This is a genomic window from Paraflavitalea sp. (assembly GCF_059502485.1).
The window spans coordinates 2489973-2514101 of record NZ_JCACET010000008.1 but is presented as its reverse complement, the minus strand read 5'-3'; the positions used below and the strand labels follow the sequence as shown (position 1 = coordinate 2514101).

Below are 24129 nucleotides of genomic sequence, written 5' to 3'. Positions count from 1 at the left end.
CAGCCACAGGACTGGGTTTCAGGGGAGTATGCATTTGACAATCATCAAAGGAATTTTACATCAAATAGATGAGCAGAAATACCAGACTTATGTATCCCCAGAACATGGAGAAGATGAGGTGGATCACTGTTTCGAATGGTTTGTTTTTCCAGAGCTTGGGCGAGTAGATAAAGAACTGAAAGACCAGGCGTGCTCCCCAAAATATGCTTAATCCCAAGGCAATATTTCTACCTAATTGTGTATTCAACAGATCGTTTGTACAACACAGGCACATAATTCCCATCAGCAATACGCCGAATGCAATAAAAAAGGTGTGCACATACATCATCTGTCTATTGATGAGGCTTAGTGTTTTAAACTCCTGCTTCCAATGGAAGTACCTGGGGAAGGCTCCATGTACGAAGGATAAGAAAATCAGTATGGCTCCTATGATCTTTATTTGTAGCTCCATTATTTTGTAAGGGTGTAGACTGCTATGAATGGGGTTAAGGAAAAATTGTTATCCACCTGTAAGCCTGCCTGTGCAAAGGTGTTGTGCCAGGTGCGGCGCGATAGAAAATGAAAGGCGCCTATGTTGTAGGCCAGGAAATTATTGATATCCCGCAGGTGCTCTGCTACTGTAATGGTGCCATTGGGCCGTAACGCATTTTTTAATTGCGTGAACAGCCTTACTCGTTCTTCGTCGTTCCTGATCTCATGTGCTGCCAGTATCAGGAAAATGTGATCCACCGTATTTGCCTCCAGCGGAATATGTTCTGTGCTGATGGCTTGTGTGCCGGAATATGGAGGATATGCTTTGCGCGCCCGGTGTATGGATACTTCGGTGTGCAGCTGTGGGTCGTAAAAGTCGAAAACGGTCAGGGAAGCATCGGGGTATTTCTTTGCAAGTAATGCGCTTGTTTCATCGAACCCTGCATGTATGTTCACTATATGTGCCTGTGGCCGGGACAATGTAGGCGGCAGCCAGTTCAAGGTGTACAGCGTCGACCGGTCGTATACATACCAGGATACTGCCAGTGAAATGATCATCGTAAGTAGCATACCAACTGCGGCCACTATTAGCAACACCTGTAATATGGTCGCCAGGTACTTTGCCAGCAGTAACAATGCAATTATCCCGATGATGGCAATGACAAAGAAATGCCAGTTGAAACGGATAATATTATAAACGCCCTGCATGGGCTTTCTACTTAGTGCATCCATTTATCTATTTTGCCTTTTTTCCAGTAGTAGGGTATGTTTTCTATCATGAATGCATTGGCCAATATTATTCCGGGCAATTGCATGCTTTTGACAAATCCTATTTCGTGTTTTACGACGTGTACCGGCCGGGGTGTCCAGTTTTCTCTTACTCCTTCGATGATCAATACTTGTTTCCGGGCTGCGTTGTAAGTAAATGTAAATGGCAGGGGGCCTGCAAAGCGTCGCGCTTCTTTCCAATCTGCAAAGGGTGATCCAGTTGGTAGGCTTGTTTCCTGCTGCGCAGTATCGACTGTTATTTCAATGCCCGACTTTTTCGACTGTATAGTAGTTTGGCAAGCATCGATGTGTTGGACGATATCGGTATGTACATAGTTGTAATGGGTAAAGGTGTTGCCCATCACTGCCATCTTCCGTTTATCTGTTTCTGAGCGCAGGATGTATAGGCCACGCAGGTTTTTATTGGCTGAAGTACGGTACCGTACAAATATCCTGAAGCCGATCAGGAAGAAATCGTTGCCCATGAATGTGGGAAAGCCTTTGGGCCTGAGGTTTTGCGTTTGTACGAATGCCGCCGCTACGAATCCCCACTGATCGTGCAAGAGGTCCAGTTCCAGGCATTCAGGTATCAACTTTTGTAACGCTTCTTTCGGTACTGCATAGGTAAGCACCAGCGACCGTTCGAAAAAGGCTTCTACTGCAAAGGGGTGATTTTTCAGGAGTTCCATCAGACAGGGTTTTGTACAAAATAGGCTGGCAGTATAAAGGTATTAAAGTAGATCAGGCCATTAAAGAAAAGGGCTATGATGGCGTTGATCTTTCCCAATAAGAGCAGGTCGCGCGCCTGAAAGTATTCTATGGTGTTCATGACTGTTACCAGTACTATCTGCAGCCAGGCGCAAATGACAGGGTAAAACCCGCTTAGCACCCATACGCTCATGCCGATCTCCAGGATGCCAATGGTTTTGGTGAGTACACCAGCATGGGCAGTGCCCAGTATACGGGCTACGATCTGCTGATGACGGGGCACCTTGTTCAATAGCTTGCAGTATAAGCCATTGATCAGCCAGACCAATGCGATAAAAATAGTGAGTACAGTATTAAGCAAACGTGCTTTAGGGTTGGTGTCTCATAAATATAACACCCGGGCACTATTGCTCCTAATCTTCTTCCAGTTCTTCTTTGATCTCGTCGGAGATGTTGACCAGTACTTTGTCGATGCGCTGGGCATCCATGTCGATGATCTCAAACTGGAATCCCTGCCACTCGAGGGTATCGCCGGTGTGTGGTATGCGTTCGAGCTTGTGGAGTATGAATCCCGCGAGGGTATCAAATTCCTGTTCGCCTTCGTGCATGTATTCGGTCTTTTCGAACCGGGTGAGGAAGTCGTAGAATGGTATTTGTGCGTCGATGAGAAATGAGCCATCCTGGCGTTCCACGATCTCGTAATCGGCCTGGTCTATTTCAGGCATCCCTCCCACTATCGCTTCGAGGATATCGTTCAGCGTGATCATGCCTTGTACGCTACCATATTCATCTACGATGAAGCAGGCATGGTTGCGGGTGGCCTTGAATTTCTCCAGTACGTTGTAGGCGGTCACGTTTTCCGGAACGAACAGAGCCGGCTTCATGATCTGTTTGAAGAGTGTAAGATCATTAGTCACATACATATCCTTGAGGGATAGCATACCCTTGATATTGTCCAGGTCATCTTCGCAGATGGGGTATACCGAATGTGGCTCTCTCAATATTTTATCTCTGATGGATTGTTCGTTGTCGTTTACATCAAACCAGATGATGTCGCTGCGGTGGGTCATCAGGGAGGTGATGTTGCGATCGCCGAGGTGGAAGATGCGCTCGATGATCTCCTGCTCTGCCTCTTCGATGGCGCCCTGTTCCGTGCCTTCGCTGATGATGGCTTTGATCTCTTCTTCCGTAACCTGGTTGTCTTTGGCCTTGATGCGCAAGAGGCTAACAATAAGCTGGGTTGATTTGGTCAGCAACCAGATAAAGGGATAGGTAATAATGCTCACGATACGCATCGGCGCTGCCACTACCTTGGCGATGGCTTCGGGCTTGCTGAGGCCTATACGTTTGGGCACCAGTTCGCCCAGTACCAATGAAAAATAAGTAATGAGGATAACGAGTACCGTGGTTGCCAGCCCGCTGCTGTATTCCCGAAGGGATTCATAGCGGTTGAAATACTCCACCAGGTCGGTTTTCAGCTGCTCACCAGAGTACACACCGGTCAGGATCCCGATGAGGGTGATGCCAATCTGTACGGTGGAAAGAAAGTGATCGGGGTGGTTGGCCAGCTTCAGTGCTTCTTCCGCCCGTTTATCGCCCTTATTGGCCTGTGCTTCCAGCCTGGCTTTACGTGATGAAACCAGTGCAATCTCAGCCATTGAAAATAATCCGTTCAGTAGTATTAATCCAAGTATTATAAAAATCTCTGCCATGAGGGCTATATATATAATTTGTCTAAGCTAATCTAAGTATTCCGATCTTGTTATTAAATATTCTACCCGTTGCAAAACCGAGACCGCATCCGAGCAGACCTCCGCAAAATACATCAAATGGATAGTGTACACCCACATATACTTGTGTATAGGCAATAATAAATGCCCAAACGAAGAACAGTCCGGCCCATTTTCCTATCACACTGCGCAGTGTAAGGTAAAAGAACATGGCCTGGGCAAAGTGGCTAAAGGAATGCGACGAGGTGAAGCTGGAGCTGCTGGGGCAATAGTTGATAAAAAAACGAATGTGTTGGGATACGGAGGGGTCCTGACAGGGCCGCACGCGCATCACGTACTGTTTAATGATCTGGCTGCTGATGATATCGCTGAGTGCCGCCGTCAATATGATACCCAAAAGCCACCACAATCCTTTTGTTTTGAAGTTCATGATCACAAAAAGTACCAGGAAGAGGTAAAGGGGTATCCAGAACAGGGTTTCGCGCATGAAGGGGAGCACGGTATCCAGAAAACTGCTGCCCCAGTTCTGGTTCATGTGCGTAAGTAGCCATGTATCAAAGGGTTGTATCTGATGCCAAAACGATAACAGATTGGTAGCAGGGTCAAATATCATAGTAACAAAAATAAAGAAAAGGTAGGATTCCCTTAATTTTAGCGCTTATTTCATTGTAATGAAGCGAATTGTACGATTGCCCGCACTCATCCGCTGGATGTTATGGACAGGTTTTATCCTGCTCATGCTATTCACGATGATGCGTTTTGGCCTGTATCTCTTTTTCAATAAGCAAGGTAATTCAATGGCCGATCTCGGTAAGGCCTTCTTCCTCGGCCTGCGCTATGACCTGCGCACCATATCATTGGTATTGTTGATAATGTTACTGATCGGCAGCATCCGGCCGCTACATCCTTTTGTAAGTGCTGGCGGGAAGCGGTTCTGGACTATTTTCTTGAATATCCTTGTTTTCTTGTTCCTGTTCCTTTTTGTGGTGGATTTTGCCCACTATGCTTACCTCGTACAGCGGCTGAACGCGAGCGTACTGAACTACCTAGAAGATACCAGCATTTCCATGACTATGGCGTGGCAGTCGTACCCGGTGATCCGGCTGATCCTGGGCCTTGCAGTAGCCACCTGGATGATCATGTGGTTTATCCGTCGCGCCTGGCGGCGGGTCCATAACCGGCCGCAACCTGTGGGTAAAAGGGCAAGGATATTAAGTGCTGTTATCTGTTTCCTGATACTGGGTTTCTTTATTTTCGGCCGGTTCAATCAGTACCCCCTACGCTGGAGTGATGCTTTTGCGCTCGGTAACGATTACAAGGCCAACCTGGCGCTGAATCCTTTTGAATCGTTCTTCAATACGCTCAAGTTCCGTAATAAATATGATGAGAAGAAGGTAAAGGAGCTTTACCCGGTGATTGCCCGGTATTATAATATATCCGACAGTAACCAAGTCCTGAACTTTGAGAGGAAAGTTGTTCCAGCTGGAGATAGCCTGTCCACGCAGCCCAATATTGTGCTTGTGATCTGTGAATCGTTCAGTGCTTATAAGAGTTCCATGTGGGGTAACCCCTTGAATACAACACCTTTTTTTGACAGCCTCAGCCGTAACGGGTTGTTCTTTGAACGTTGCTTTACGCCTACTTATGGCACTGCCCGGGGGGTGTGGGCTACGGTAACTGGTATTCCTGATGTGGAAATGCCTAAGACCGCCAGCCGTAATCCGGGTGCCGTAGATCAGCATAGTATCATCAATGATTTTGCCGGATATGAGAAGTTGTATTTCCTGGGTGGCAGTGCCAGCTGGGCCAATATCCGGGGTGTACTTACCAATAATATTACCGGACTTCATTTATATGAAGGAGAAGATTTCCAATCGCCCACTGTCGATGTGTGGGGGATTAGTGATAAGAATCTTTTCCTGGAATCGAACAAGGTGCTGGCGCAGCAAAGCAAACCTTTCTTTGCTGTGATCCAAACGGCCGACAATCATCGTCCTTATACTATTCCCAAAGAAGATCAGGCCGAATTTAAGAAGGTAAATGTTCCGATGGATTCTCTACGCAAGTATGGTTTCGAGACACTGGAGGAACTGAATGCTTTTCGCTATACAGATTTTAGTTATCGCAAATTCATAGATGCTGCCCGCCAGGAAAAGTATTTCAATAACACCATTTTTGTGTTCATTGGTGATCATGGTATTCCTGGTGATGCTGGTGGTATGTTTCCACAAGCCTGGACAGAACAACGTCTAACGTCCATGCATGTTCCTTTACTTTTTTACAGCCCTTCTTTTATTCAGCCACGCCGTACGGATATGATCTGTTCGCAGGTGGATGTATTGCCAACTATTGCTGGTCTTTCCCGCATTGCTTATACCAATACTACATTGGGTAAAGACTTGTTGGATTCAACAACGCATCCTTTTGCATTTACTTTTGATCCTGATAATGACCTGAGTGGTGTGATCAAAGGTGATTACTTTTATCGTCACCAGCCTAAGACAGGTAAGGAGGAGTTGTATTCTATCATCAATAATACTGCACCGGGTAAAGATTCTGCTACCGCTGCCACTATGCGTGAGATGCGAATGTTGACTGAGGCTTTGTACGAATCGGGTAAATACCTGTTGTTGAATAATAAGAAGAAACGCTAAAAAAGGCAAATAGGCAGCAAGGCATTGAGGCAACGAGCGATAAGCTGGTACTGTGAGGAGGAAAAGCCACAGGTATTCAAAGCAGCGAAGTAAGGCTGTTATGGGTCTTTATAACAGACAATTGTCTCAATGCTATGACATAGGTCATTCCATTTTATGGACAACCGGTTGCCCGGATATCATTTTCCACAATTTGGTCATATATCTGTTTCTTTCCTTAATTTCCCGGTTCCGATGCTTGTCCGCCTCATCCCTGTTGTGATGTGCTTTTCAATTATACGTGTACCGCAACAAACGATCTGGTCATTATATCCTGTAAAATACCCACAAGTGGTAATTACTGTGTAGTATCAAACACCCTATTTTTGTAACCGATAAAAACCCTTGGCACAGTGGCATTGATCAAAAGCATATCAGGTATTCGCGGCACTATTGGCGGTAAAAGCGGAGACAATTTAACCCCCTTGGATGTAGTTAAGTTTGCTGCCGCCTATGGCAGTTGGCTAATTGAAAAAGGTTCCAATCGTAAAGTAGTTATAGGTCGTGATGGACGTATCAGCGGCTCCATGGTACAACAGTTGGTGGTAAATACACTCACCGGTCTGGGTATCGATGTAGTGGATGTTGGCTTGTCTACTACGCCAACTGTTGAGCTGGCGGTGGTATGGGAAAAAGCTGCCGGTGGTATTATCATTACTGCCAGCCATAATCCCAAAGAGTGGAATGCACTGAAGTTGTTGAACGAGCATGGTGAGTTCATCAGTGCTGCAGATGGTGCTATTGTATTGGAGAAGGCCAGCAAAGAAGACTTCAATTTTGTTGCTGTAGATAAACTGGGTTCGTATACTGTTCAGGAAACAAGCCTGCAACAGCATATCGATGCTATCATCAATTATCCGCTGGTAAACGCAGCTGATATTCAAAAAAAGAAATATAAGGCTGTTGTTGATGTCATCAACTCTACCGGTGCGTTGTTCGTTCCTCCCTTGCTGAAAGCGCTGGGTGTGGAAGTGATCTTACTGAATGAAGAACTGACCGGTAAGTTTGCGCATAATCCAGAGCCTTTACCGGAAAACCTTACTGAACTCAGCAATGCCGTGCGAAAGCACAAAGCCGACTTCGGTATTGCTGTTGATCCGGATGTTGACCGTCTTTGTTTTGTGTGTGAAGACGGCAGCATGTTTGGCGAAGAATATACACTGGTTGCTGTAGCTGATTATGTATTGAGCAAAAGGGTTGGCAACACAGTAAGTAATATGAGCAGCACCAAGGCGCTGAAGGAAGTAACGATCAAACATGGCGGAGAATATTTCCCTTCTGCTGTTGGTGAAGTGAATGTAGTGACCAAAATGAAAGAGGTGAAAGCTGTTATTGGTGGTGAGGGCAACGGTGGTATTATCGTTCCCGACTTCCATTATGGCCGTGATGCGTTGATCGGTATTGGTTTATTCCTGAGCTCTCTTGCTACGCATAAGAATGGCATGAAATCATTCCGTGCGCGTTATCCTGATTACTTTATTTCCAAGAATAAGATCGAACTGGAAAATGGTTTCGATGCGAAGGCCGTTTTTGAGCGCATCCAAAAGAAGTATAAGCACCAGCCTGTCAATACAGAGGATGGTTTAAAGATCGAATTCGACAGTGACTGGGTTCACCTGCGTACTTCCAATACAGAGCCCATCATCCGTATTTATGCAGAGAGCAACTTCGAAACAACGGCTAATAACATCGCGTTGCGTTTGATGCAGGATATCAAGGAGTCGTTGTAGGAAAAGAATTCAGAATACAGCATTCAGGATACAGAAGAAATACAAGATTAGTTAAAAGACCTGAGAGTTCTCTGGCGCGGCCAGGTAAAACCTCTCAGGTCTTTCTCTTTTGTTATCTTTAGGTGCATGAAATCTCTGTTTGTATTTGCTTTTTTCTTTCTTGGCTTTACAGCAGCCTTTGCGCAAAAGAAGACCGTGGCGCAGATCAAGGCAGAGCTGGAAAAGGCTACTAATGCCCCCTTGTACGTAAAGGATGTGTTGAAGAAGAAGTTTGTCATCGATACTATTGTGATCCGCAGCACGAGCCGGTTTATTGGTTTGCCCGACAGCCTCTCCTATCATGGTAAGGTTGGTAAGGTGTATGGCCCTTATAACAACGGGAAGACGCTGGTGCAGATCCTCGCTAAAGCACCTGCAGCATTCAATCATCCCGGCCAGATATTCCTGGACACCGCCGTTTTCTCCAAACGTTTTGCCGACTCTCTTGCTACGAATATCATGACGCGTATAAAACAGGGGACAGCCTCCTTTGAGGATATGGCGCAGACCTACTCTATGGGTGGGGAGGGTGCCACTAAAGGTGACCTTGGATGGATGTCGGTGGGCTCATTGATGCCTCAGATCGAACAGGCGCTTGCCCAATGCAAGAAAGGTGATATGTTCAAAATATGGACAGCCAATGGCGTTCATATCATCCGCAAGCTGGATAACTCCAAAGAAGACCATGGCTTCGCCCTGCTGATGCGGGTATTTCTGTAATGATTATTTCCTGCTTAGTAAGTATTGCAGTGCCAGTTCATAGCCTTTCAGGCCCAGTCCAATGATGCTGCCCGCTGCTTTGGCCGATACATGGGACAGTTTACGAAACTCTTCACGCGCGTGTACATTGGAGATATGTACTTCCACAACGGGTGTCTTGATAGATGCAATAGCATCGCCTATGGCTACTGATGTGTGGGTGTAGGCGGCAGGATTCATAATGATGCCATCATAGTCAAATCCCACACGCTGTATTTCATTAACCAACTCCCCTTCTACATTACTTTGGTAATAATGCAGGTCTACCTGCGGGTATTGTTGCTTGAGTGCCTCGAAGTATTCGTCAAATGACTGACTTCCATAAATACCCGGCTCTCTTTTACCCAGCAGGTTCAGATTGGGCCCATTGATGATTGCGATCTTCATACTGTAGTTTACCGGCTAAAAATACTGCATTTACGCCAAAAGGAAAGGGTGAGCCTTCTTTGGAAGATGGCTCACCCTTTTTTGCATTGTAAGCAGCGCCTTTGAAAGGCCTTGCTATGTTTGTTATTTGTGCTCTTTTACCAGGTTGATGAAGTCATCAAAGAGGTAGCGGCTGTCGTGCGGGCCGGGGGTTGCTTCCGGGTGGTATTGCACGGAGAACGCAGGCTTGTCTTTCAGACGGATACCTTCGATTGAGTCATCATTGAGGTTCACGTGTGTGATCTCCACGTTCTTCGCTTTCTTCACTGATTCGGGATTCACACCAAAACCGTGGTTCTGGGTAGTGATCTCACACTTACCTGTCTGCAGGTTCTTAACGGGGTGGTTCAATCCGCGGTGACCGTGGTGCAGCTTGAAGGTCTCGATATCGCTGGCAAGGGCCAGTAGCTGGTGCCCCAGACAGATGCCAAAGGTTGGTTTGCTTTCTTTCAATATCTCTTTTACCGTAGCTACTGCATAATCCATAGCAGAAGGGTCGCCAGGGCCGTTGGAGATGAAGTATCCATCGGGGTTGAATGCTTTCAGTTCTGCGATGGAGGTTTTGGCAGGGAACACTTTTACAAAGGCGCCTCTGTCTACCATACACTGCAGGATGTTCCGCTTGGTACCATAATCCATTACAGCCACTTTTACAGCAGCTGTAGCTTCATCACCCATGGTATAAGGTTGCTCAGTGCTCACGAAGCTGGCCAGCTCTAAACCGTCCATGCTGGGCACTTTTGCCAGTTCTTTCTTCAGTTCTTCTACATCCAGTATTTCGGAGGAGATGATGCAGTTCATAGCACCTTGCTGGCGTACATGCGTCACCAGGGCGCGGGTGTCGATCTCTTCAATACAAACGATGTTGTTATCTTGCAGGTACTTCTCCAGGGAGGCGTTGGCCTGCTTGCGGGAATATTGTTCTTCGAGGTTACGGCCGATCAGACCGCGGATCTTTACGTTGTTGGACTCTACATCGGTGTCTTTGGTACCATAGTTACCAACATGCACATTGTTCATGATGATGATCTGACCGTAGTAGCTGGGGTCAGTGAACACTTCCTGGTATCCGGTCATACCGGTATTAAAACAAATTTCCCCGGCAGTAGTACCAATCTTTCCAAAGGCTTTACCAAAGTGAACGGTACCATCCGCCAATAACAGAACAGCAGGTTTTTGTGATGTGGACATGTGTATCGAAAAATTTTGCAAAGAAAAGAATTATTAAATGTATTTGAAGTTAAAATTGTTCACAGTTTGTACATCATTTCGTTAGGCCTGTCTGGCCGCCTGGAGCGGCCTGGCTGACCTAAAAAAAGCCCCGCAATCGATGTGCGGGGCTTTTGATATACTAAAGAATTCGAAATCATGCTTATTCAGCGGCTTCTTTCGCTTCATCAGCCTTAGCATCTCCAGCTTTCTTAGTGGAGCGGCCACGACGTGTTTTCTTAGCGGGTTCTTTCGCTTCAGTTTTACCCTTACCGTAGATCTCGTTGAAGTCTACCAGTTCGATTAACCCCATTTCAGCGTTGTCACCCTGACGGATGCCAAGCTTAATGATGCGGGTGTAACCACCGGGACGACCACCAATCTTTTCAGCGATAGTGCCGAACAGTTCAGTGATAGCCTCTTTATCCTGCAGGTAGCTGAATACTACACGACGTTGGTGTGTGGTATTTTCCTTACCCTTGGTGATCAGGGGCTCGATGTACGTACGCAACGCTTTGGCCTTGGCGAGGGTAGTAACGATTCTCTTGTGGGCAATCAGTTCGCAGGCTAAGTTGCTCAGCAACGCTCTTCTGTGCGACGCTGTCCTGCCCAGGTTGTTGATCTTGTCTCCGTGACGCATGACTTTTAAATTTTACCGACTGTACCGTGTCAGGAATTACAGTCTACTGTTATCAAAAATTACAATTCTTCTTTGTCCAATCCCAGTTTGCTCAGGTCCATACCGAAGTGCAAACCTCTTTCAGCCAGTACCTGCTCAATTTCAGCAAGTGACTTCTGACCGAAGTTGCGGAACTTCATCAGGTCTTCCTGCTCGTATTGTACCAGTTCGCTGAGGGAGTTGATCTTAGCTGCTTTCAGACAGTTGAAGGCGCGTACTGACAGATCGAGATCTTCCAGTGGCGTCTTCAGTATCTTACGCAGTTGCAGCATTTGCTCATCCACCACATCTTCTTTCTTGTCTTCCTTATTGTCGAAAGTGATGTTTTCGTCGGTGATGATCATGAGGTGCTGGATCAGGATACGGCTGGCTTGTTTCACCGCCTCTTCGGGGTGGATAGTGCCGTCTGTAGTTACGTCCATGATCAGCTTCTCATAGTCCGTCCTTTGCTCCACACGCGTGTTCTCAATAGCGTATTTCACGTTCTTGATGGGCGTGAAGATGGCATCGGTAGGGATGTAACCAAATGGAGCATCTTTTACCTTGTTGTCTTCAGCAGGAACGTATCCACGTCCTTTTGAAACAGACAGTTCAATGTCCAGTTTGGCAGAAGTATCTAAAGTGCAGATCAACAGATCGGGGTTCATGATCTCGAAGCTCTGTGTAGCCTCTCCGATCATACCGGCTGTGAATTCTGCTTTGTTCTTAATGCTCAGGGTGATCTTCTCCTGACCTACTTCATGGTCCACTTTCTTTTTGAAGCGAACTTGTTTCAGGTTCAGGATGATCTCCAGTACATCTTCGGTAATGCCCTTGATGGTAGCAAACTCGTGGTCTACTCCTTCAATGCGGATACCTACGATGGCGAAACCTTCCAGTGAGCTCAACAACACCCTGCGTAAGGCGTTACCAATGGTTACACCGAAACCGGGTTCCAACGGGCGAAACTCAAATTGTGCTTCGAATTCCGTTGCTTTCTGTAAAACGATCTTATCTGGCTTTTGGAAATTTAAAATGGCCATATTTTAAAATTTCTGTTTTTACTTATTTGAAGGCTTTGGCGATGATGCCGCCTTAAACTATTGAACAATTTGTATTGCTGTTATTCAGAGTACCGGATCAGGCGACCGTTTGCCGGTCACAGTTCACGATTACTTAGAATACAATTCAACAATCAACTGCTCCTTAATGTTCTCAGGCACGCTTTCACGCTCAGGATAAGCTACGAAAGTACCTTTCATTTCTCCTTCGTTCCAGTCGAGCCAGGAGAACTTAGCGTTCTTGCCACGGAACTGGCTGGTGATGGATGTGTTGGCTTTGTCTTTTTCTTTAACGCTGATGATGTCGCCTGGTTTCAGTTGGAATGAAGGGATGTTTACCACTTCATCATTCACAGTGATGTGTTTGTGAGAAACCAATTGACGTGCACCTGGACGTGAAGCTGCCAGACCCAGGCGGTAAACGGCGTTGTCAAGACGTGCTTCGAGCAGCTTGATCAGGTTTTCACCGGTAACACCTTTGATACGGTTAGCTTCTTCGAAAGTTTTGCGGAATTGTTTTTCCAGTACGCCGTATGTGTATTTGGCCTTTTGCTTTTCTTTCAACTGCAGCGCATATTCTCCGGGAGCCTTACGTTTCTTGGTAGGACCGTGTTGGCCGGGAGGATTGCTGTTCTTGCTCAGGTATTTACCATTACCTAAAATGGGTTCGCCGAAGATGCGGCAGATTCTTGTCTTTGGACCGGTATAACGTGCCATAATTGTTTGGTGATTTTTTGGTGTCGACGCCTGATCAATAAAAATCTTAAAAATAAATCGGGCGCCCTGTTATAAAATATACTCCGAAGTCATCCAATGGAAATCCGGAAACGCCAGTACGCTGGGTCCGGGTAATCCAGGCTTCGAAATACTATACGCGTCTTTTCTTGGGGGGACGGCAGCCATTGTGGGGCAGCGGGGTAACGTCCTTGATTTGCACTACTTCGATGTTGTTTTGAGACAGTCCACGGATAGAGCTTTCGCGACCAGCGCCGGGGCCTTTCACGTAAACGTCTACTTTCTTAACGCCTGCATCGAAAGCGGTTTTAGCTGCGTCGGCAGACGCCATTTGAGCGGCATAGGGAGTGTTCTTTTTAGAACCCTTGAAGCCCATTTTACCGGCGCTGCTCCAGGAGATAACCTGGCCATTCTTGTTGGTAATGCTGATGATGAGGTTGTTGAAGCTGGCTACGATGTGTGCATCGCCATAAGAGTCAACCTTTACTACTCTTTTTTTCGCAGCGGCTTTTGCGCTGTTTGCTTGTGCTTTTGCCATGATTTTGTAAACAGGTAATCTTTACGTTTTTAAAATAATCCCGCTTTTTGCTTTCGGGACTGGATCAATCCTCCTGCTGTGTAGCGATCCGGCACTGACCCAAATTCGTAGAGACGCAACATGTTGCGCCTCTTTCTGCCCGCTACCAGGGGTAACAGGCAAAATATGAAAACAGAGACACCGTGTAACAGTGTCTCTGTAGCATTATTTCTTAGCTGCTTTCTTCTTACCAGCCACTGTCTTACGCTTACCTTTCCGTGTACGGCTGTTTGTACGAGTACGCTGACCACGAACGGGTAAACCTTTACGGTGACGTAAGCCGCGGTAGCAGGCGATGTCCAACAGACGTTTGATGCTCATCTGAACTTCAGAACGGAGCTGACCTTCTACCTTAAACTCATTGGTAATGATGTTACGGATAGCGTTCAGTTCATCATCATTCCAGGTATTCACCTTCTTGCTGAAATCAATTCCTGCTTTGCCCAGGATATACTGAGCAGTAGAACGACCAATACCAAAAATATAGGTAAGACCAATCTCGCCCCTTTTATTCTTTGGTAAGTCTACACCGGCAATACGAGCCATATTCGATTTGAAATTTTAATTAACGATTCTAAATGGTCAATAAATATTAACCTTGTCTTTGCTTGAAGCGCGGATTCTTTTTGTTGATCACATACAGCCTTCCTTTTCTCCTCACGATCTTACAATCGGCGCTGCGCTTCTTGATGGATGCACGAACTTTCATGTTATTTCTTTTTTCTTATTTGTACCTGAAAATGATCCTTCCTCTGGACAAATCATACGGGCTCATCTCCACTCCCACTTTATCTCCGGGCAATATCCGGATGTAATTCATCCGCATTTTTCCAGAGATGGTGGCCAATATCTCATGACCGTTTTCCAATTTCACCCTGAACATAGCATTTGACAATGCTTCCAGAATTACTCCATCTTGTTTAATCAGCGGTTGTTTTCCCATATTCGTTTAAGGAGGCGCAAAGATAGGATTATCACACGGAAATAAGAAATTATAACATAAATTTTTCGTTCTTTCCGCGCTTTGGCCTTCAAGTCGGCAAAGGTAACAATAAATTCATTGAAAATCAGGCCGGATTGAGCTCTACTTTCGTCATCTGATAATAATGATTCTGAAGCTCGTGTACATTTATGGCCTGCCGGAGGTGCCGGCGGTCTTCGCGCCACCAGATCTCGAGGTCATTGAAATCGCCTTTATGGGGGACTAATACGCGGAAGGAGTCTTTTTTGTACTTTACAGAACCGTCTCCATTCTCAACTCTCTCGAAACCAAGCTTTAGCAACTGGTCTTCGGTTAAAGGGATCGGGAAAAGGTGCTCGGGTTTGAACCAGAATTCCTGAACGGCTGTTTCCACACACACCTCTTTGTCTTCTTTGTTCAGTTCCTTCACAGTTCCTTCCATCATTTGGCCTTCAAATTCAGCCATTACAATGTCTCCGGGTTGCAGTTCTGAAAGTTTAAGCATACGACAGCAATTTTAGGTTATTAAAAAAGCCACAGGAAGTCAAAGTCGACAACGATCGGTGTTGTTACCTCACATCAGCGTCTTTTGCATCCCCGCGGCGTATTCGTTAACCTAATTTACCAAAACCATGCCTTCCAAAAAAATTAAATATGGGGCCTTAACAAGGGGCTAACTACGTGGCCAGCGCCTCTCCTACCGGCTTGGCGGGCTTGCTGACGCCCATTTTCTTTTGTACCTGCCTGTTTACGAAATACATGATCACGGCAGCCACTACCATGGCTCCTACAGTCACATAGTCTACCGTATCAAAGTGAGACAGGGTTTTGTCTGGATTTTCCACGATGATGGAACCTGCCACCGCAGCCGCAATACCGCCGGATACCTGCTGCACGGATGAGTTGACGCTCATAAAAGCGCCCCTGTCCTGCGGTTGTGGTATGGCGCTGGTGAGCGCTCCGGCCGGCACCATGCGCGACATGATACCGGTAAACATGATGATATTGATGAGGGTGAGCATGGCAAAGGTGGTATGGCCAAGCTGGGTATACACAATCACCATCAGCATGCTGAGGGCTGTACCGGCCAGGAATACCATGTATTTATCCAGTTTATCTGCCACACGGCCGATCAATGGCATCGTAATGAGGGAGCAAATACCGGTAATAAAGTACAATTTGGGTAGTTCATCCTGATGAATGCCGAGGTTATTGATGGTAAAGGTGCTTGCAAAAGGCATCAGCATAAAGCCCCCGGTAGCCAGCAGCATGGTACCCAAAAAGCCTATGATGTAGGGCTTGAAAGTAACCGTATGCAGCAAGTGATCCAACGGATTCTTTTCTGTCTTCAATTTCAGGTGATCCGCAACCGGCTTCATATAGAACAATATGACGGCGCCCAGGATGATACCGAACAAGACGATCAACCAGAAAGCGTAATGCCAGCCCCAACTATTGGCCAGCTGCAGGCCGATAGGAATACCGAACACCTGGCTACCGCCAAATGCCATAGTGATAAAGCCCATTACGCGTCCGCGCATCTGTATAGGAAACAGGTCGGTAACGATGGCCATGCTTGCCGAACCTACCACGCCGGCAAACAACCCCGTTACGATCCTTGCTATGAGCAGGGTGTGGAAACTGGTAGCCATCGCACACATGGCGGTTCCTATTAAAAAGCCTACATAAAAGATCAGCAGGAGCTTCTTCCGGTCGTACTTATCGGCAAAACCGGCTGCCAGCACACCGGAGATGCCGGCGCTAAATGCATAAGCAGATACTACCCATCCAAACTCTTTGGGGGTAATGCTTAATTCCTTGATCAGGATAACGCCCAACGGCGAAAGGACCATAAAGTCCAGGATGATGGTAAACTGCAGCAGGGCCAGGATGGCCACTACCAGTTTTTGATAGGGTGTAAAGGATGGTTTTTGATTTACTTGTTGTGTCTGATTCATGGCTATAGTTTGATTCTGTGTTGTGTTTACCGGCCAACTCCGTAGCGGTAGACGGACTGGTCCGTGAAATATTTTATGGCTTCAGGCCTTTTAGTACCATTTCCAGGGTCATCAGCATAATCTCTTCGGTGATCTTGAAATTCCTGTCTTTATGGCTGCCCTGTGAATGAAACTTGATCAACTGATAAAGCGGCGCAAATGCCACCGACCAGTACACTTCAAAAGGCACCGGCTTCAATTCCCCATTGGCAATGGCTCTGTGTACAAAGGGACCTAATACGTTACCAAATTTGTGTGTGACGGATTCGTGGACTTTTTCATACATGGGCGAATAGCGCACCTGTTCCATGAACTGCATTTCAACCGGGTAGCGCCTGAAATACTCCAGCCGGTTGCGCCACTGCAGCTCCATCCCTTCGGCAAACGAAAGTTCCGGATGAAAGTCCTTGAGGCTGATGGCCAGCATTTCATCGACTACAGTAAGGCAGACGCTGATCAACAGGTCTTCCCGGTCCTTATAATAGATGTATAAAGTGGCGGGGGAAATATTGGCTGCTTTGGCCAGTTTCTGCATGCTAAAGCCATCAAGTCCTTCTTTTACAATCATTTCGATGGCTTTCTGGCGCACCAGTCCCTCTTTATCCGTATCTCTGGTTCTCATTGATAGAGCAAAGATAAATGAATGAACATTCACTTATGTTACGGGATTGTTAGCGGCTGGTTAACGGGATATCTATGGACCCCAAAGAAGAATGGCAACGAAGTAACCGGTTGAGTACCAATTACCCGTTGCCATTCACACAGTACAGTATTTTACAATGCAGCTATCTGCTTATTAATGAATGTGATATCGTCTTTGGAAAGTTTTACTTCAATGGCTTTGGCATTTTGTACTGCCTGTTCCGCATTACGGGCGCCTACGAGGGCTACAGTAATAGCTGGCTGCTCGATGGTCCAGCGGATCACCAGTTGAGCCAGCGAGGCATTCTTCTCTGCCGCCAACGGACGTAAAGTATCCAGGAAGGCATTTACTTTGGCGATGCTCTCTTCTGTATAAAAGCGATTGCCCTCACGTGTATCACCTTCACTGAACTTATAACCGGGTTTTATTTTGCCGGTAAGCAGACCTCGCTGCAAAGGGCTATATGCAATAATTGATTTCTTATTTTCCAATGCATAGGGCACCAGCTCTTTTTCAATATCTCGCAGCACCATGCTGTAAGGCACCTGGTTTGAAGCGAGCTTGATCGTCTGTTCTGCTTCTTTTACCTGTGCTGTAGAATAGTTACATACACCCGCTGCCCTGATCTTTCCCTGCTGTTGCAGTAAGGCCAATGCTTCCATCGTTTCTGCAATGGAAGTAGTACCATCCGCCCAATGGATCTGGAACAGGTCGATGTAATCTGTTTTCAGGCGACGCAGACAATCTTCACATTCTTTGATCACACTGGCTTTGGAAGCCAGCTTATAAATATCGAGGTCGTTACCGGCAGCATCTTTGCTTTTGAAGAAGAACTCTCCTTCTTTTACATCCCAGCGCAAACCGAATTTAGTAAGCACTTGTACTTTATCTCTTGGTATGCCCTGAATGGCTTCTGCGACGATCTCTTCGCTTAATCCCTGTCCATAAGCCGGCGCTGTATCGATAGAAGTAACGCCCTCTGCATAAGAAGCCTGGATCGCTTTTACTGCATCCTTCCTGTCGGTCCCGCCCCACATCCAGCCACCGATGGCCCAAGCGCCAAAAGTAATAGCTGATAATTTGAGATCTGTTTCGCCCAATTGTCTGTATTCCATAGTACGTGTTTTGAGCAGCAAATGTAAATAAGAGATGTATTACAGACAGGATAATTAATGAGTGAGCAAGGTGAATTTTTGTCAATTGTCACCACCGCCATCCTGCCGTACAACAGGAGCTTTCACTTCCTTCTTACCAAATTTCAGGGTGGCAGACAATGCGAAGTAGCGGCTTTGGTAACGTGTATCTGTGTACTGGGTAAAGTGAGGCATATCGGTGGTTTGCCGTAAAGCGACGTTTGGTGGCATCAGAAAGTTATCGGCCCGCAGGCTCATGGAAAACTTATCGCCTTTAAATTTCTTATTCAATACCAGTCCATAAAACTGCCACACTTCCCGCTTTCCTTGCAACGTGATATCGGGAGAGCCGCCAGCACCCAAAACTTCCACACTGTAGCCCTTGTTGAATAAGTAACTGCAACTAACATTTCCGCTGAACTGGTATCCTGTACGGGACAGCTGCAATGCTTTACTTTCCAACTCCAACCGCCGCAAATTGGTAGTAACTGTTAGCGACAGTTTTGTCCATTTGCCTGTTATACTGAAAGCACTTACCCACACATCGTTTTTCCCCAGGTTACGCCAGGTGTTCAGGAACACTTTCCCATCCAGTGGCAGACGCACCTGCTCGATTGCCTCGCGGGTAGCATTATAATACAGGGAAGCCATCAGTGTTATTCTTTTACCTGCGTAAGTGTATCCCATTTCATAGCGGTTCGTTATTTCTGGTTGCAGGTAAGGATTGCCTGCCTGTATATTGAGGGAATCGCTGTAATTGGCGGCGGGATTGATGGCCCCGAGGAAAGGTCGTGTGATGCGTTTGCCATAACTCCACTTCAGTGTATGTTGGCGATTGAATGTTTTGGAGACAAGCACATTGGGAACAAGGTTTTTAAAGTCAGGCACTGTTAAAGCCGTATCCTTGAAATCGGCCTGCAGGAGCGTGTGTTCATACCTCGCTCCTACCCTCACCTGCCAGGTTTTGAGACGGATGACCATATTGCTGTATACTGCATGAATATCACGGCGATAATCAAATGCGTTTGACCTGTTATCATCTTTCACAAACAGGTCGGTAGGGAAATCGTATACACTAAAATCATTGAAGCTACCGTATCTCCGGAAGGTTGATCTGGCGCCTGCATCCCAGTTGATGCGGTCATTTACCTGCTGCTGGTAATCGGCCTGCAATAACAACTCTTTATTATCGATCGCTCCCCGGAATAACTCTTTGTAGTCTATGACCTCACTGCGCAACTGATCCAGATCGTATTCATCACTGCCTGTTTGAAAGAATTGTGTTACCAACAAATTGAATTGCCGCTTTCGGTCGCGCGACTTACCGCTGTAAGCAAGGTTGAAGGTATGCAGGTCATTACCCGAAGAGGGGTTGGTGTGACGCGTAAAAGTATTGAGCAGGGAATTATTTACGAAGTAATAATTGTCGGCCTGCCTGGAAGTATAATCCCGGTTGAAACGAAATCGGTAGCCACCGCTGATGTTTTGCAGATCGTTGAATACATAGATCACATTGCCGCCAATATAAAATATGCGCCCATTGTTATCCCACCGGCTTTCCTGTTGCAACAGTTGCTTTTCACTCCCGCTCCTATCCTCGCGCCACAGCGCGCCGCTATTTTGATTATCATAAATCTGAAAGCCACTATTAACAGTGCCAATCCAATTTCCTCTCCTGATGTTCAGATCAGGGTTGATGTTTTGTCTGCGATTGGCGAGCTGTATACGCAAGATACCATTGGTTGCATCGAAGCGACTCCGCCGGGTAATGATATTGATAACACCATCTGTGCCTTCTGCTTCATATCGTGCCGATGGATACAGGGTCACTTCGATACGCTCAATATCCGCAGCGGGTACTTGCTGCAAAGCATCAGCCACTGAAGCCGCATAAACGTCGGAAGGTTTATCATCAATGAACACACGGATATTACTACTTCCCCTCAGCATAGGGCCGCCCTGCTGGTTCACAGACAGCATCGGTATTCTCCGCAACAGATCACCTGCCGTTAAGCCTGCCGGAATGATATCATTGGCCGCATTATAAGAAAACCCATCAACAGAAGGAGACACAAGGGGCTTAGCTCCTGTAATTGTTACAGCGGTTAACATACCTGTATCACGGGTCAACCAATACACTGCAGTATTATTACCAGCAGCATCAGCAAGCACAGGTTGTGGCAATATGAACTTTCTATACCCGACTGCATTGATCACCAGGAAGTACCTGTCTGCAGGCATCCCTTCCAAACGGAAAACACCCAGGCTGTCGGCTATAACACTTTTAAACGCAACCGGTCCCGGTGTAAAAGCCGACACGGAAGCAAAAGCAACCGGCTGCCGGGTGGCGGAGTCCAATACCCTGCCCGAAAAGCGGTAACCACCCTGGGCATTTACCCCCCCAAAGACCAGCAACCATACAATGATTATGAGCAATGCTTTCATGCTACTGCAAATGAAAGCCGTACCTGATTCTCCTACGGATTTCTTTGACGACCTGCACCTGATCCATGACCAATTGCAAGGCCCCGGACAGATTATTTCGGTCCTGTCGGTTTTGTTCTATTTCCCCGGAACGGGCAGAAATAGCTTTGTTGAAAATTAAACATCATGACAACAAGTAACACAACAAACAGGATACTCGTACTCGGTAGCACAGGTAAAACCGGCAGCAGGGTTTTTCATCAATTGACAGCAAAGGGCCTTAACGTGCGTCCCGGCTCACGATCAGCAGCCATTCCCTTCGATTGGGAAGATGAATCAACGTGGGCGCCTGTTTTACAGAATATAAATGCTGTTTTCGTTTCTTATCAGCCTGATCTGGCTGTCCCTGCGGCCGTGCCTGCCATTGACAAGTTCAGTAAACTGGCAGTAAAGAGTGGCGTTAAAAACCTGGTATTACTCTCTGGCCGTGGCGAACCAGAAGCACAGGCCTGTGAACAATTGATCATCAATGCCGGCGTCGACTATACCATTATCCGTGCAAGCTGGTTTTGCCAGAACTTTAGTGAGGGCTACCTGGTAGAATCCATCATAGCAGGCCATGTAGCATTACCTGTTCCCCCAATGGGTGAACCTTTTATCGATATCGATGATATTGCAGAAATTGCTGTGGAATCGTTGACGAACGACAAACACAACGGACAGGTCTATGAAGTAACCGGGCCACAGTTGCTGACGTTTGAAGAAGCTGTACATGAAATTGCAAAGGCTACCGGCAAGCCCATCCAATACCAGCATATTCCTATGGAAGAATACAAAGCCCTGTTGAAGGAATTCAACATTCCCCAGGTGTATATAGGGCTGCTCAGCTACCTGTTTAGCGAGATACTTGATGGCAGGAATGCTCACGTAAATGATGGCGTGCAACGTGCACTTGGCCGCCCGGCTACTGACTTCGCTACGTTTATCAGGAAGTCTATCGCGGCAGGGGTATGGGGATAAACACTGAGGTATAGCCATGAAATAAAACTATAAAGCGGCTATTGGTTTTGCCAATAGCCGCTTGTTTCGCGGATCAATCAATGCCTGACTCATTACAATGCCAATCCTTATTTATTATGCTCTCTTCTTATAACTTAATATCGCCCAGCTATTCAGCGCCACAGCAAAGCCCAATACCACCAATAGCTGATTTTTGATATCGGCAAGGCTACTGCCTTTCAGGATCACCATGCGCATTACTTCTACAAAGTAGGCCACAGGATTAAATTTAGTGACCGCTTGTGCCCAGGCTGGCATACTGTCGATGGAAGTGTACAAACCACCGAGCAGGATAAACACCATCATGATGAAAAAGGACAGCAACATGGCCTGCTGCTGGTTGGCCGTATAGGTAGAAAGCAACAACCCCAGTCCTAACACAGCCAGGAGGTACACACCTGCGAAAACATAAATAGTCAGCAGACTACCAGCAGGTATAACGTTGTACGCAAACCTGGCCAGTATCAATCCAAGGCTCAGTACTACCATACCCAACACCCAAAAAGGGATCAGCTTGCCAAGGATAAAGTGATACTTATGAATAGGCGTTACGTTGATCTGCTCAATGGTACCGATCTCCTTTTCCTTCACAATATTGAGTGAGGTAAGAAATGCGCCTACCATCGTCACCAACACCACCAGGATGCCCGGCACCATAAAGTAGCGGTAATTCAAGGAAGGGTTGAACCAGTTGGAGGAAGTAACCTGTATGTTCATTTCCGGATCGAAGCGGGGGAATTGCACCCATTCCATTCTTACCTCGCGGTTGAAGTCCTGTACAATGGTGCGCAGGTAAGCAGCACCTAAGTTTGCCTTCACCCCATTGATGGCATTCACAGCCATGAACAACGGCGCTTCATCTTCTTTTACCAATGTCTTTTCAAAGGAAGCAGGAATCTCCAAGATCAAGTCGGCACGGTCATGCTCCACTTCATGCATCGCTTCCTTGAACGAGCCGGAGTAGTGATCCAGTTTGAAATAACCGGAAGCAGTGATCTTGGAAACCAGCTGACGTGAATAGTCGGAGTGGTCGTGATCTACCACACTCAGCTTGATATTCTTGACCTCATAGTCAGCCGCGCGCGGCAATACCATCAGCTGCACCAGGGGCATCACAAAGAGGATGCGGAGGATAGCCGGGTCACGAAAGATCTGCCGGAACTCTTTTTGCAGCAGGAATTTCAGGGTTCTCATGCCAGTCTTATTTTAAATTTCTTAATGGCTAATGTTAGGAAGAACAGCGTCATGCCTGTCAGGATAAGCGTTTCTTTCCAGATAGCCGTAATACCCAGCCCTTTGATCATGACTGATTTCACAATGTCATAGTACCATTTGGAAGGCACCACGTTGGATATGATGCGCAATGGTAAAGGCATATTCTCGATCGGGAACATGAACCCACTCAGCATTACCGTAGGCAGGAACAAGCCCGTTAAAGAAATGAACATCGCCGTTTGTTGTGAATCGGTGGAAGAAGAGATCAGCAGCCCCAATGCCAGGGAAGTAAGGATAAACAAAACACTTTCCGCGATCAGCAGCAGCAGGCTGCCATTGATCGGCACATCCAATACAAACACACTCAACAACAGGATGCTGGCAATATTGATCATCGACAACAGCAGGTAAGGAACCGCTTTTGCCATAACGATCTTCATAGGACGCACTGGCGATACCAGCATGATCTCCATAGTGCCTGTCTCTTTCTCCCGCACCACAGTAATAGCCGTCATCATAGTACACACCAGCATCAACACCATTGCCATGACACCCGGCACAAAACTGTAAGCGCCTTTCAGCTGCGGGTTATACAACATCCGCATTTCTGTCTTGATGGTATAAGGGAGCTTGCGGCCATTGGTTACCCTGTCCTGATAATCCATAATAACAGACGTGGCATAGTTGGTGAGCGTGGTAGCTACGTTGGGATCAGAGGCATCGGCCACCAATTGTATCTGGGCTTTGTTAAAATGCTGCAGGTCGTCGTTGAACTGCTGGGGGAACACCACTGCCAGTTTGATGGCGCCTTTCTTGAAAGCAGCCTCAATATCTTTATAGGAATGCAGTTCACTTACAATATCAAAATAGCGGCTGGCTTCCAGTTCACTGCTGATAGCGGTAGAAGCTACATCCTGCGCATTATCGAGAATGGCGATCTTCGAATTCTTTACCTCATTGGTCAATGCAAACCCGAAGATGATGATCTGCATGATGGGCATGCCGAGCAGGATGAACAGCGTTCGCCTGTCGCGCCCGATGTGGTAAAACTCTTTTTTTACAAAAGATAGAAACTGTTTCATGTTTGATGATTTCTTGTCTCGCCAGAGGCGAGAAAATAACCGTCACCAGCC

At 46.7% G+C, this 24129-nt stretch carries 27 protein-coding genes; 5 read left to right on the top strand and 22 right to left on the bottom strand.

Annotated elements, in window-relative coordinates; genetic code table 11:
* Nucleotides 1-55 precede the first annotated feature (55 nt).
* The 6 genes from AC5JBY_RS12750 to AC5JBY_RS12725 are packed head-to-tail and all read right to left on the bottom strand — an operon-like array spanning nucleotide 56 to nucleotide 4212.
* On the bottom strand, nucleotides 56-451 hold the full coding sequence (locus tag AC5JBY_RS12750; protein WP_495904979.1) for a hypothetical protein: 396 nt from the start codon (nucleotides 449-451) through the stop codon (nucleotides 56-58).
* A complete protein-coding gene (locus tag AC5JBY_RS12745; RefSeq protein ID WP_495904978.1) occupies nucleotides 451-1203 on the bottom strand; it encodes a class I SAM-dependent methyltransferase in 753 nt (250 codons plus the stop codon). Before AC5JBY_RS12745 ends, AC5JBY_RS12750 begins: the two co-directional genes overlap by 1 nt.
* A complete protein-coding gene (locus AC5JBY_RS12740; protein ID WP_495904977.1) occupies nucleotides 1191-1928 on the bottom strand; it encodes a DUF2071 domain-containing protein in 738 nt (245 codons plus the stop codon). The genes AC5JBY_RS12745 and AC5JBY_RS12740 overlap by 13 nt, the downstream gene beginning before the upstream one ends.
* Nucleotides 1928-2308 (bottom strand): DoxX-like family protein, encoded by a 381-nt coding sequence (locus AC5JBY_RS12735; RefSeq protein WP_495904976.1) that lies wholly within the window; start codon nucleotides 2306-2308, stop codon nucleotides 1928-1930. The genes AC5JBY_RS12740 and AC5JBY_RS12735 overlap by 1 nt, the downstream gene beginning before the upstream one ends.
* Before the next feature lie 52 nt (nucleotides 2309-2360).
* Entirely contained in the window at nucleotides 2361-3659 is a 1299-nt protein-coding gene (locus tag AC5JBY_RS12730) for a hemolysin family protein (RefSeq protein WP_495904975.1), read from the bottom strand.
* A gap of 22 nt (nucleotides 3660-3681) precedes the next feature.
* Nucleotides 3682-4212, bottom strand: a complete 531-nt coding sequence (locus AC5JBY_RS12725; RefSeq protein ID WP_495904974.1) for a phosphatase PAP2 family protein — start codon at nucleotides 4210-4212, stop codon at nucleotides 3682-3684.
* A gap of 136 nt (nucleotides 4213-4348) precedes the next feature.
* On the opposite strand from AC5JBY_RS12725, the gene AC5JBY_RS12720 reads away from it, so the two are divergent.
* The 3 genes from AC5JBY_RS12720 to AC5JBY_RS12710 all read left to right on the top strand — a co-directional run bounded on the left by AC5JBY_RS12720 (nucleotide 4349) and on the right by AC5JBY_RS12710 (nucleotide 8859).
* A complete protein-coding gene (locus tag AC5JBY_RS12720; protein WP_495904973.1) occupies nucleotides 4349-6331 on the top strand; it encodes an LTA synthase family protein in 1983 nt (660 codons plus the stop codon).
* Between the two features lie 392 nt (nucleotides 6332-6723).
* Nucleotides 6724-8100, top strand: coding sequence for a phosphoglucosamine mutase (glmM, locus tag AC5JBY_RS12715; protein ID WP_495904972.1), 1377 nt, complete (start codon nucleotides 6724-6726; stop codon nucleotides 8098-8100).
* Nucleotides 8101-8226: 126 nt separating this feature from the next.
* Nucleotides 8227-8859, top strand: coding sequence for a peptidylprolyl isomerase (locus AC5JBY_RS12710; protein WP_495904971.1), 633 nt, complete (start codon nucleotides 8227-8229; stop codon nucleotides 8857-8859).
* A 3-nt stretch (nucleotides 8860-8862) separates the two neighbouring features.
* On the opposite strand, the gene aroQ is transcribed toward AC5JBY_RS12710, so the two are convergent.
* From aroQ to AC5JBY_RS12640, 14 genes are all read right to left on the bottom strand, one after another.
* Nucleotides 8863-9285 carry a type II 3-dehydroquinate dehydratase gene (aroQ, locus tag AC5JBY_RS12705; RefSeq protein WP_495904970.1) on the bottom strand — a complete coding sequence of 141 codons (423 nt, stop codon included), beginning with the start codon at nucleotides 9283-9285 and terminating at the stop codon, nucleotides 8863-8865.
* A gap of 123 nt (nucleotides 9286-9408) precedes the next feature.
* Nucleotides 9409-10515: a glutamine-hydrolyzing carbamoyl-phosphate synthase small subunit gene (gene carA / locus AC5JBY_RS12700; protein ID WP_495904969.1), complete on the bottom strand. Its 1107-nt coding sequence runs from the start codon at nucleotides 10513-10515 to the stop codon at nucleotides 9409-9411.
* A 181-nt stretch (nucleotides 10516-10696) separates the two neighbouring features.
* Nucleotides 10697-11173 carry a 50S ribosomal protein L17 gene (gene rplQ, locus AC5JBY_RS12695; protein ID WP_495904968.1) on the bottom strand — a complete coding sequence of 159 codons (477 nt, stop codon included), beginning with the start codon at nucleotides 11171-11173 and terminating at the stop codon, nucleotides 10697-10699.
* Between the two features lie 59 nt (nucleotides 11174-11232).
* A complete protein-coding gene (locus AC5JBY_RS12690; RefSeq protein ID WP_495904967.1) occupies nucleotides 11233-12234 on the bottom strand; it encodes a DNA-directed RNA polymerase subunit alpha in 1002 nt (333 codons plus the stop codon).
* Between the two features lie 129 nt (nucleotides 12235-12363).
* A complete protein-coding gene (gene rpsD, locus AC5JBY_RS12685) occupies nucleotides 12364-12969 on the bottom strand; it encodes a 30S ribosomal protein S4 (RefSeq protein ID WP_495904966.1) in 606 nt (201 codons plus the stop codon).
* Between the two features lie 151 nt (nucleotides 12970-13120).
* Nucleotides 13121-13525, bottom strand: a complete 405-nt coding sequence (gene rpsK / locus AC5JBY_RS12680; protein ID WP_495904965.1) for a 30S ribosomal protein S11 — start codon at nucleotides 13523-13525, stop codon at nucleotides 13121-13123.
* Nucleotides 13526-13729: 204 nt separating this feature from the next.
* A complete protein-coding gene (gene rpsM, locus AC5JBY_RS12675; protein WP_276484539.1) occupies nucleotides 13730-14110 on the bottom strand; it encodes a 30S ribosomal protein S13 in 381 nt (126 codons plus the stop codon).
* Between the two features lie 46 nt (nucleotides 14111-14156).
* The gene (gene ykgO / locus AC5JBY_RS12670) at nucleotides 14157-14273 is read right to left on the bottom strand and encodes a type B 50S ribosomal protein L36 (protein WP_010519235.1); all 117 of its coding nucleotides are present in this window, start codon (nucleotides 14271-14273) and stop codon (nucleotides 14157-14159) included.
* A gap of 15 nt (nucleotides 14274-14288) precedes the next feature.
* Complete coding sequence (infA, locus tag AC5JBY_RS12665; RefSeq protein WP_119054088.1) at nucleotides 14289-14507, bottom strand: translation initiation factor IF-1; 219 nt, start codon at nucleotides 14505-14507, stop codon at nucleotides 14289-14291.
* A gap of 124 nt (nucleotides 14508-14631) precedes the next feature.
* Complete coding sequence (locus tag AC5JBY_RS12660; RefSeq protein WP_495904964.1) at nucleotides 14632-15030, bottom strand: hypothetical protein; 399 nt, start codon at nucleotides 15028-15030, stop codon at nucleotides 14632-14634.
* A gap of 172 nt (nucleotides 15031-15202) precedes the next feature.
* Nucleotides 15203-16483, bottom strand: coding sequence for an MFS transporter (locus tag AC5JBY_RS12655; protein WP_495904963.1), 1281 nt, complete (start codon nucleotides 16481-16483; stop codon nucleotides 15203-15205).
* 73 nt (nucleotides 16484-16556) lie between these two features.
* Nucleotides 16557-17144, bottom strand: a complete 588-nt coding sequence (locus AC5JBY_RS12650; protein ID WP_495904962.1) for a TetR/AcrR family transcriptional regulator — start codon at nucleotides 17142-17144, stop codon at nucleotides 16557-16559.
* A 152-nt stretch (nucleotides 17145-17296) separates the two neighbouring features.
* Entirely contained in the window at nucleotides 17297-18280 is a 984-nt protein-coding gene (locus AC5JBY_RS12645; protein WP_495904961.1) for an aldo/keto reductase, read from the bottom strand.
* 81 nt (nucleotides 18281-18361) lie between these two features.
* Nucleotides 18362-20743 carry a TonB-dependent receptor domain-containing protein gene (locus AC5JBY_RS12640; RefSeq protein WP_495904960.1) on the bottom strand — a complete coding sequence of 794 codons (2382 nt, stop codon included), beginning with the start codon at nucleotides 20741-20743 and terminating at the stop codon, nucleotides 18362-18364.
* Here AC5JBY_RS12640 and AC5JBY_RS12635 point away from each other — a divergent pair.
* Both AC5JBY_RS12635 and AC5JBY_RS12630 read left to right on the top strand, forming a co-directional pair.
* A complete protein-coding gene (locus tag AC5JBY_RS12635) occupies nucleotides 20727-20903 on the top strand; it encodes a hypothetical protein (protein WP_495904959.1) in 177 nt (58 codons plus the stop codon). The two genes, AC5JBY_RS12640 and AC5JBY_RS12635, sit on opposite strands and share 17 nt — an antisense overlap.
* Nucleotides 20904-20908: 5 nt before the next feature.
* Complete coding sequence (locus AC5JBY_RS12630; protein ID WP_495904958.1) at nucleotides 20909-21742, top strand: NmrA family NAD(P)-binding protein; 834 nt, start codon at nucleotides 20909-20911, stop codon at nucleotides 21740-21742.
* 114 nt (nucleotides 21743-21856) lie between these two features.
* Here the strand turns inward: AC5JBY_RS12630 and AC5JBY_RS12625 are convergent, their stop codons facing one another.
* Together AC5JBY_RS12625 and AC5JBY_RS12620 are read right to left on the bottom strand one after the other, a co-directional pair.
* A complete protein-coding gene (locus AC5JBY_RS12625) occupies nucleotides 21857-22975 on the bottom strand; it encodes an ABC transporter permease (RefSeq protein ID WP_495904957.1) in 1119 nt (372 codons plus the stop codon).
* The gene (locus AC5JBY_RS12620; RefSeq protein WP_495904956.1) at nucleotides 22972-24078 is read right to left on the bottom strand and encodes an ABC transporter permease; all 1107 of its coding nucleotides are present in this window, start codon (nucleotides 24076-24078) and stop codon (nucleotides 22972-22974) included. Before AC5JBY_RS12620 ends, AC5JBY_RS12625 begins: the two co-directional genes overlap by 4 nt.
* Nucleotides 24079-24129 lie beyond the last annotated feature (51 nt).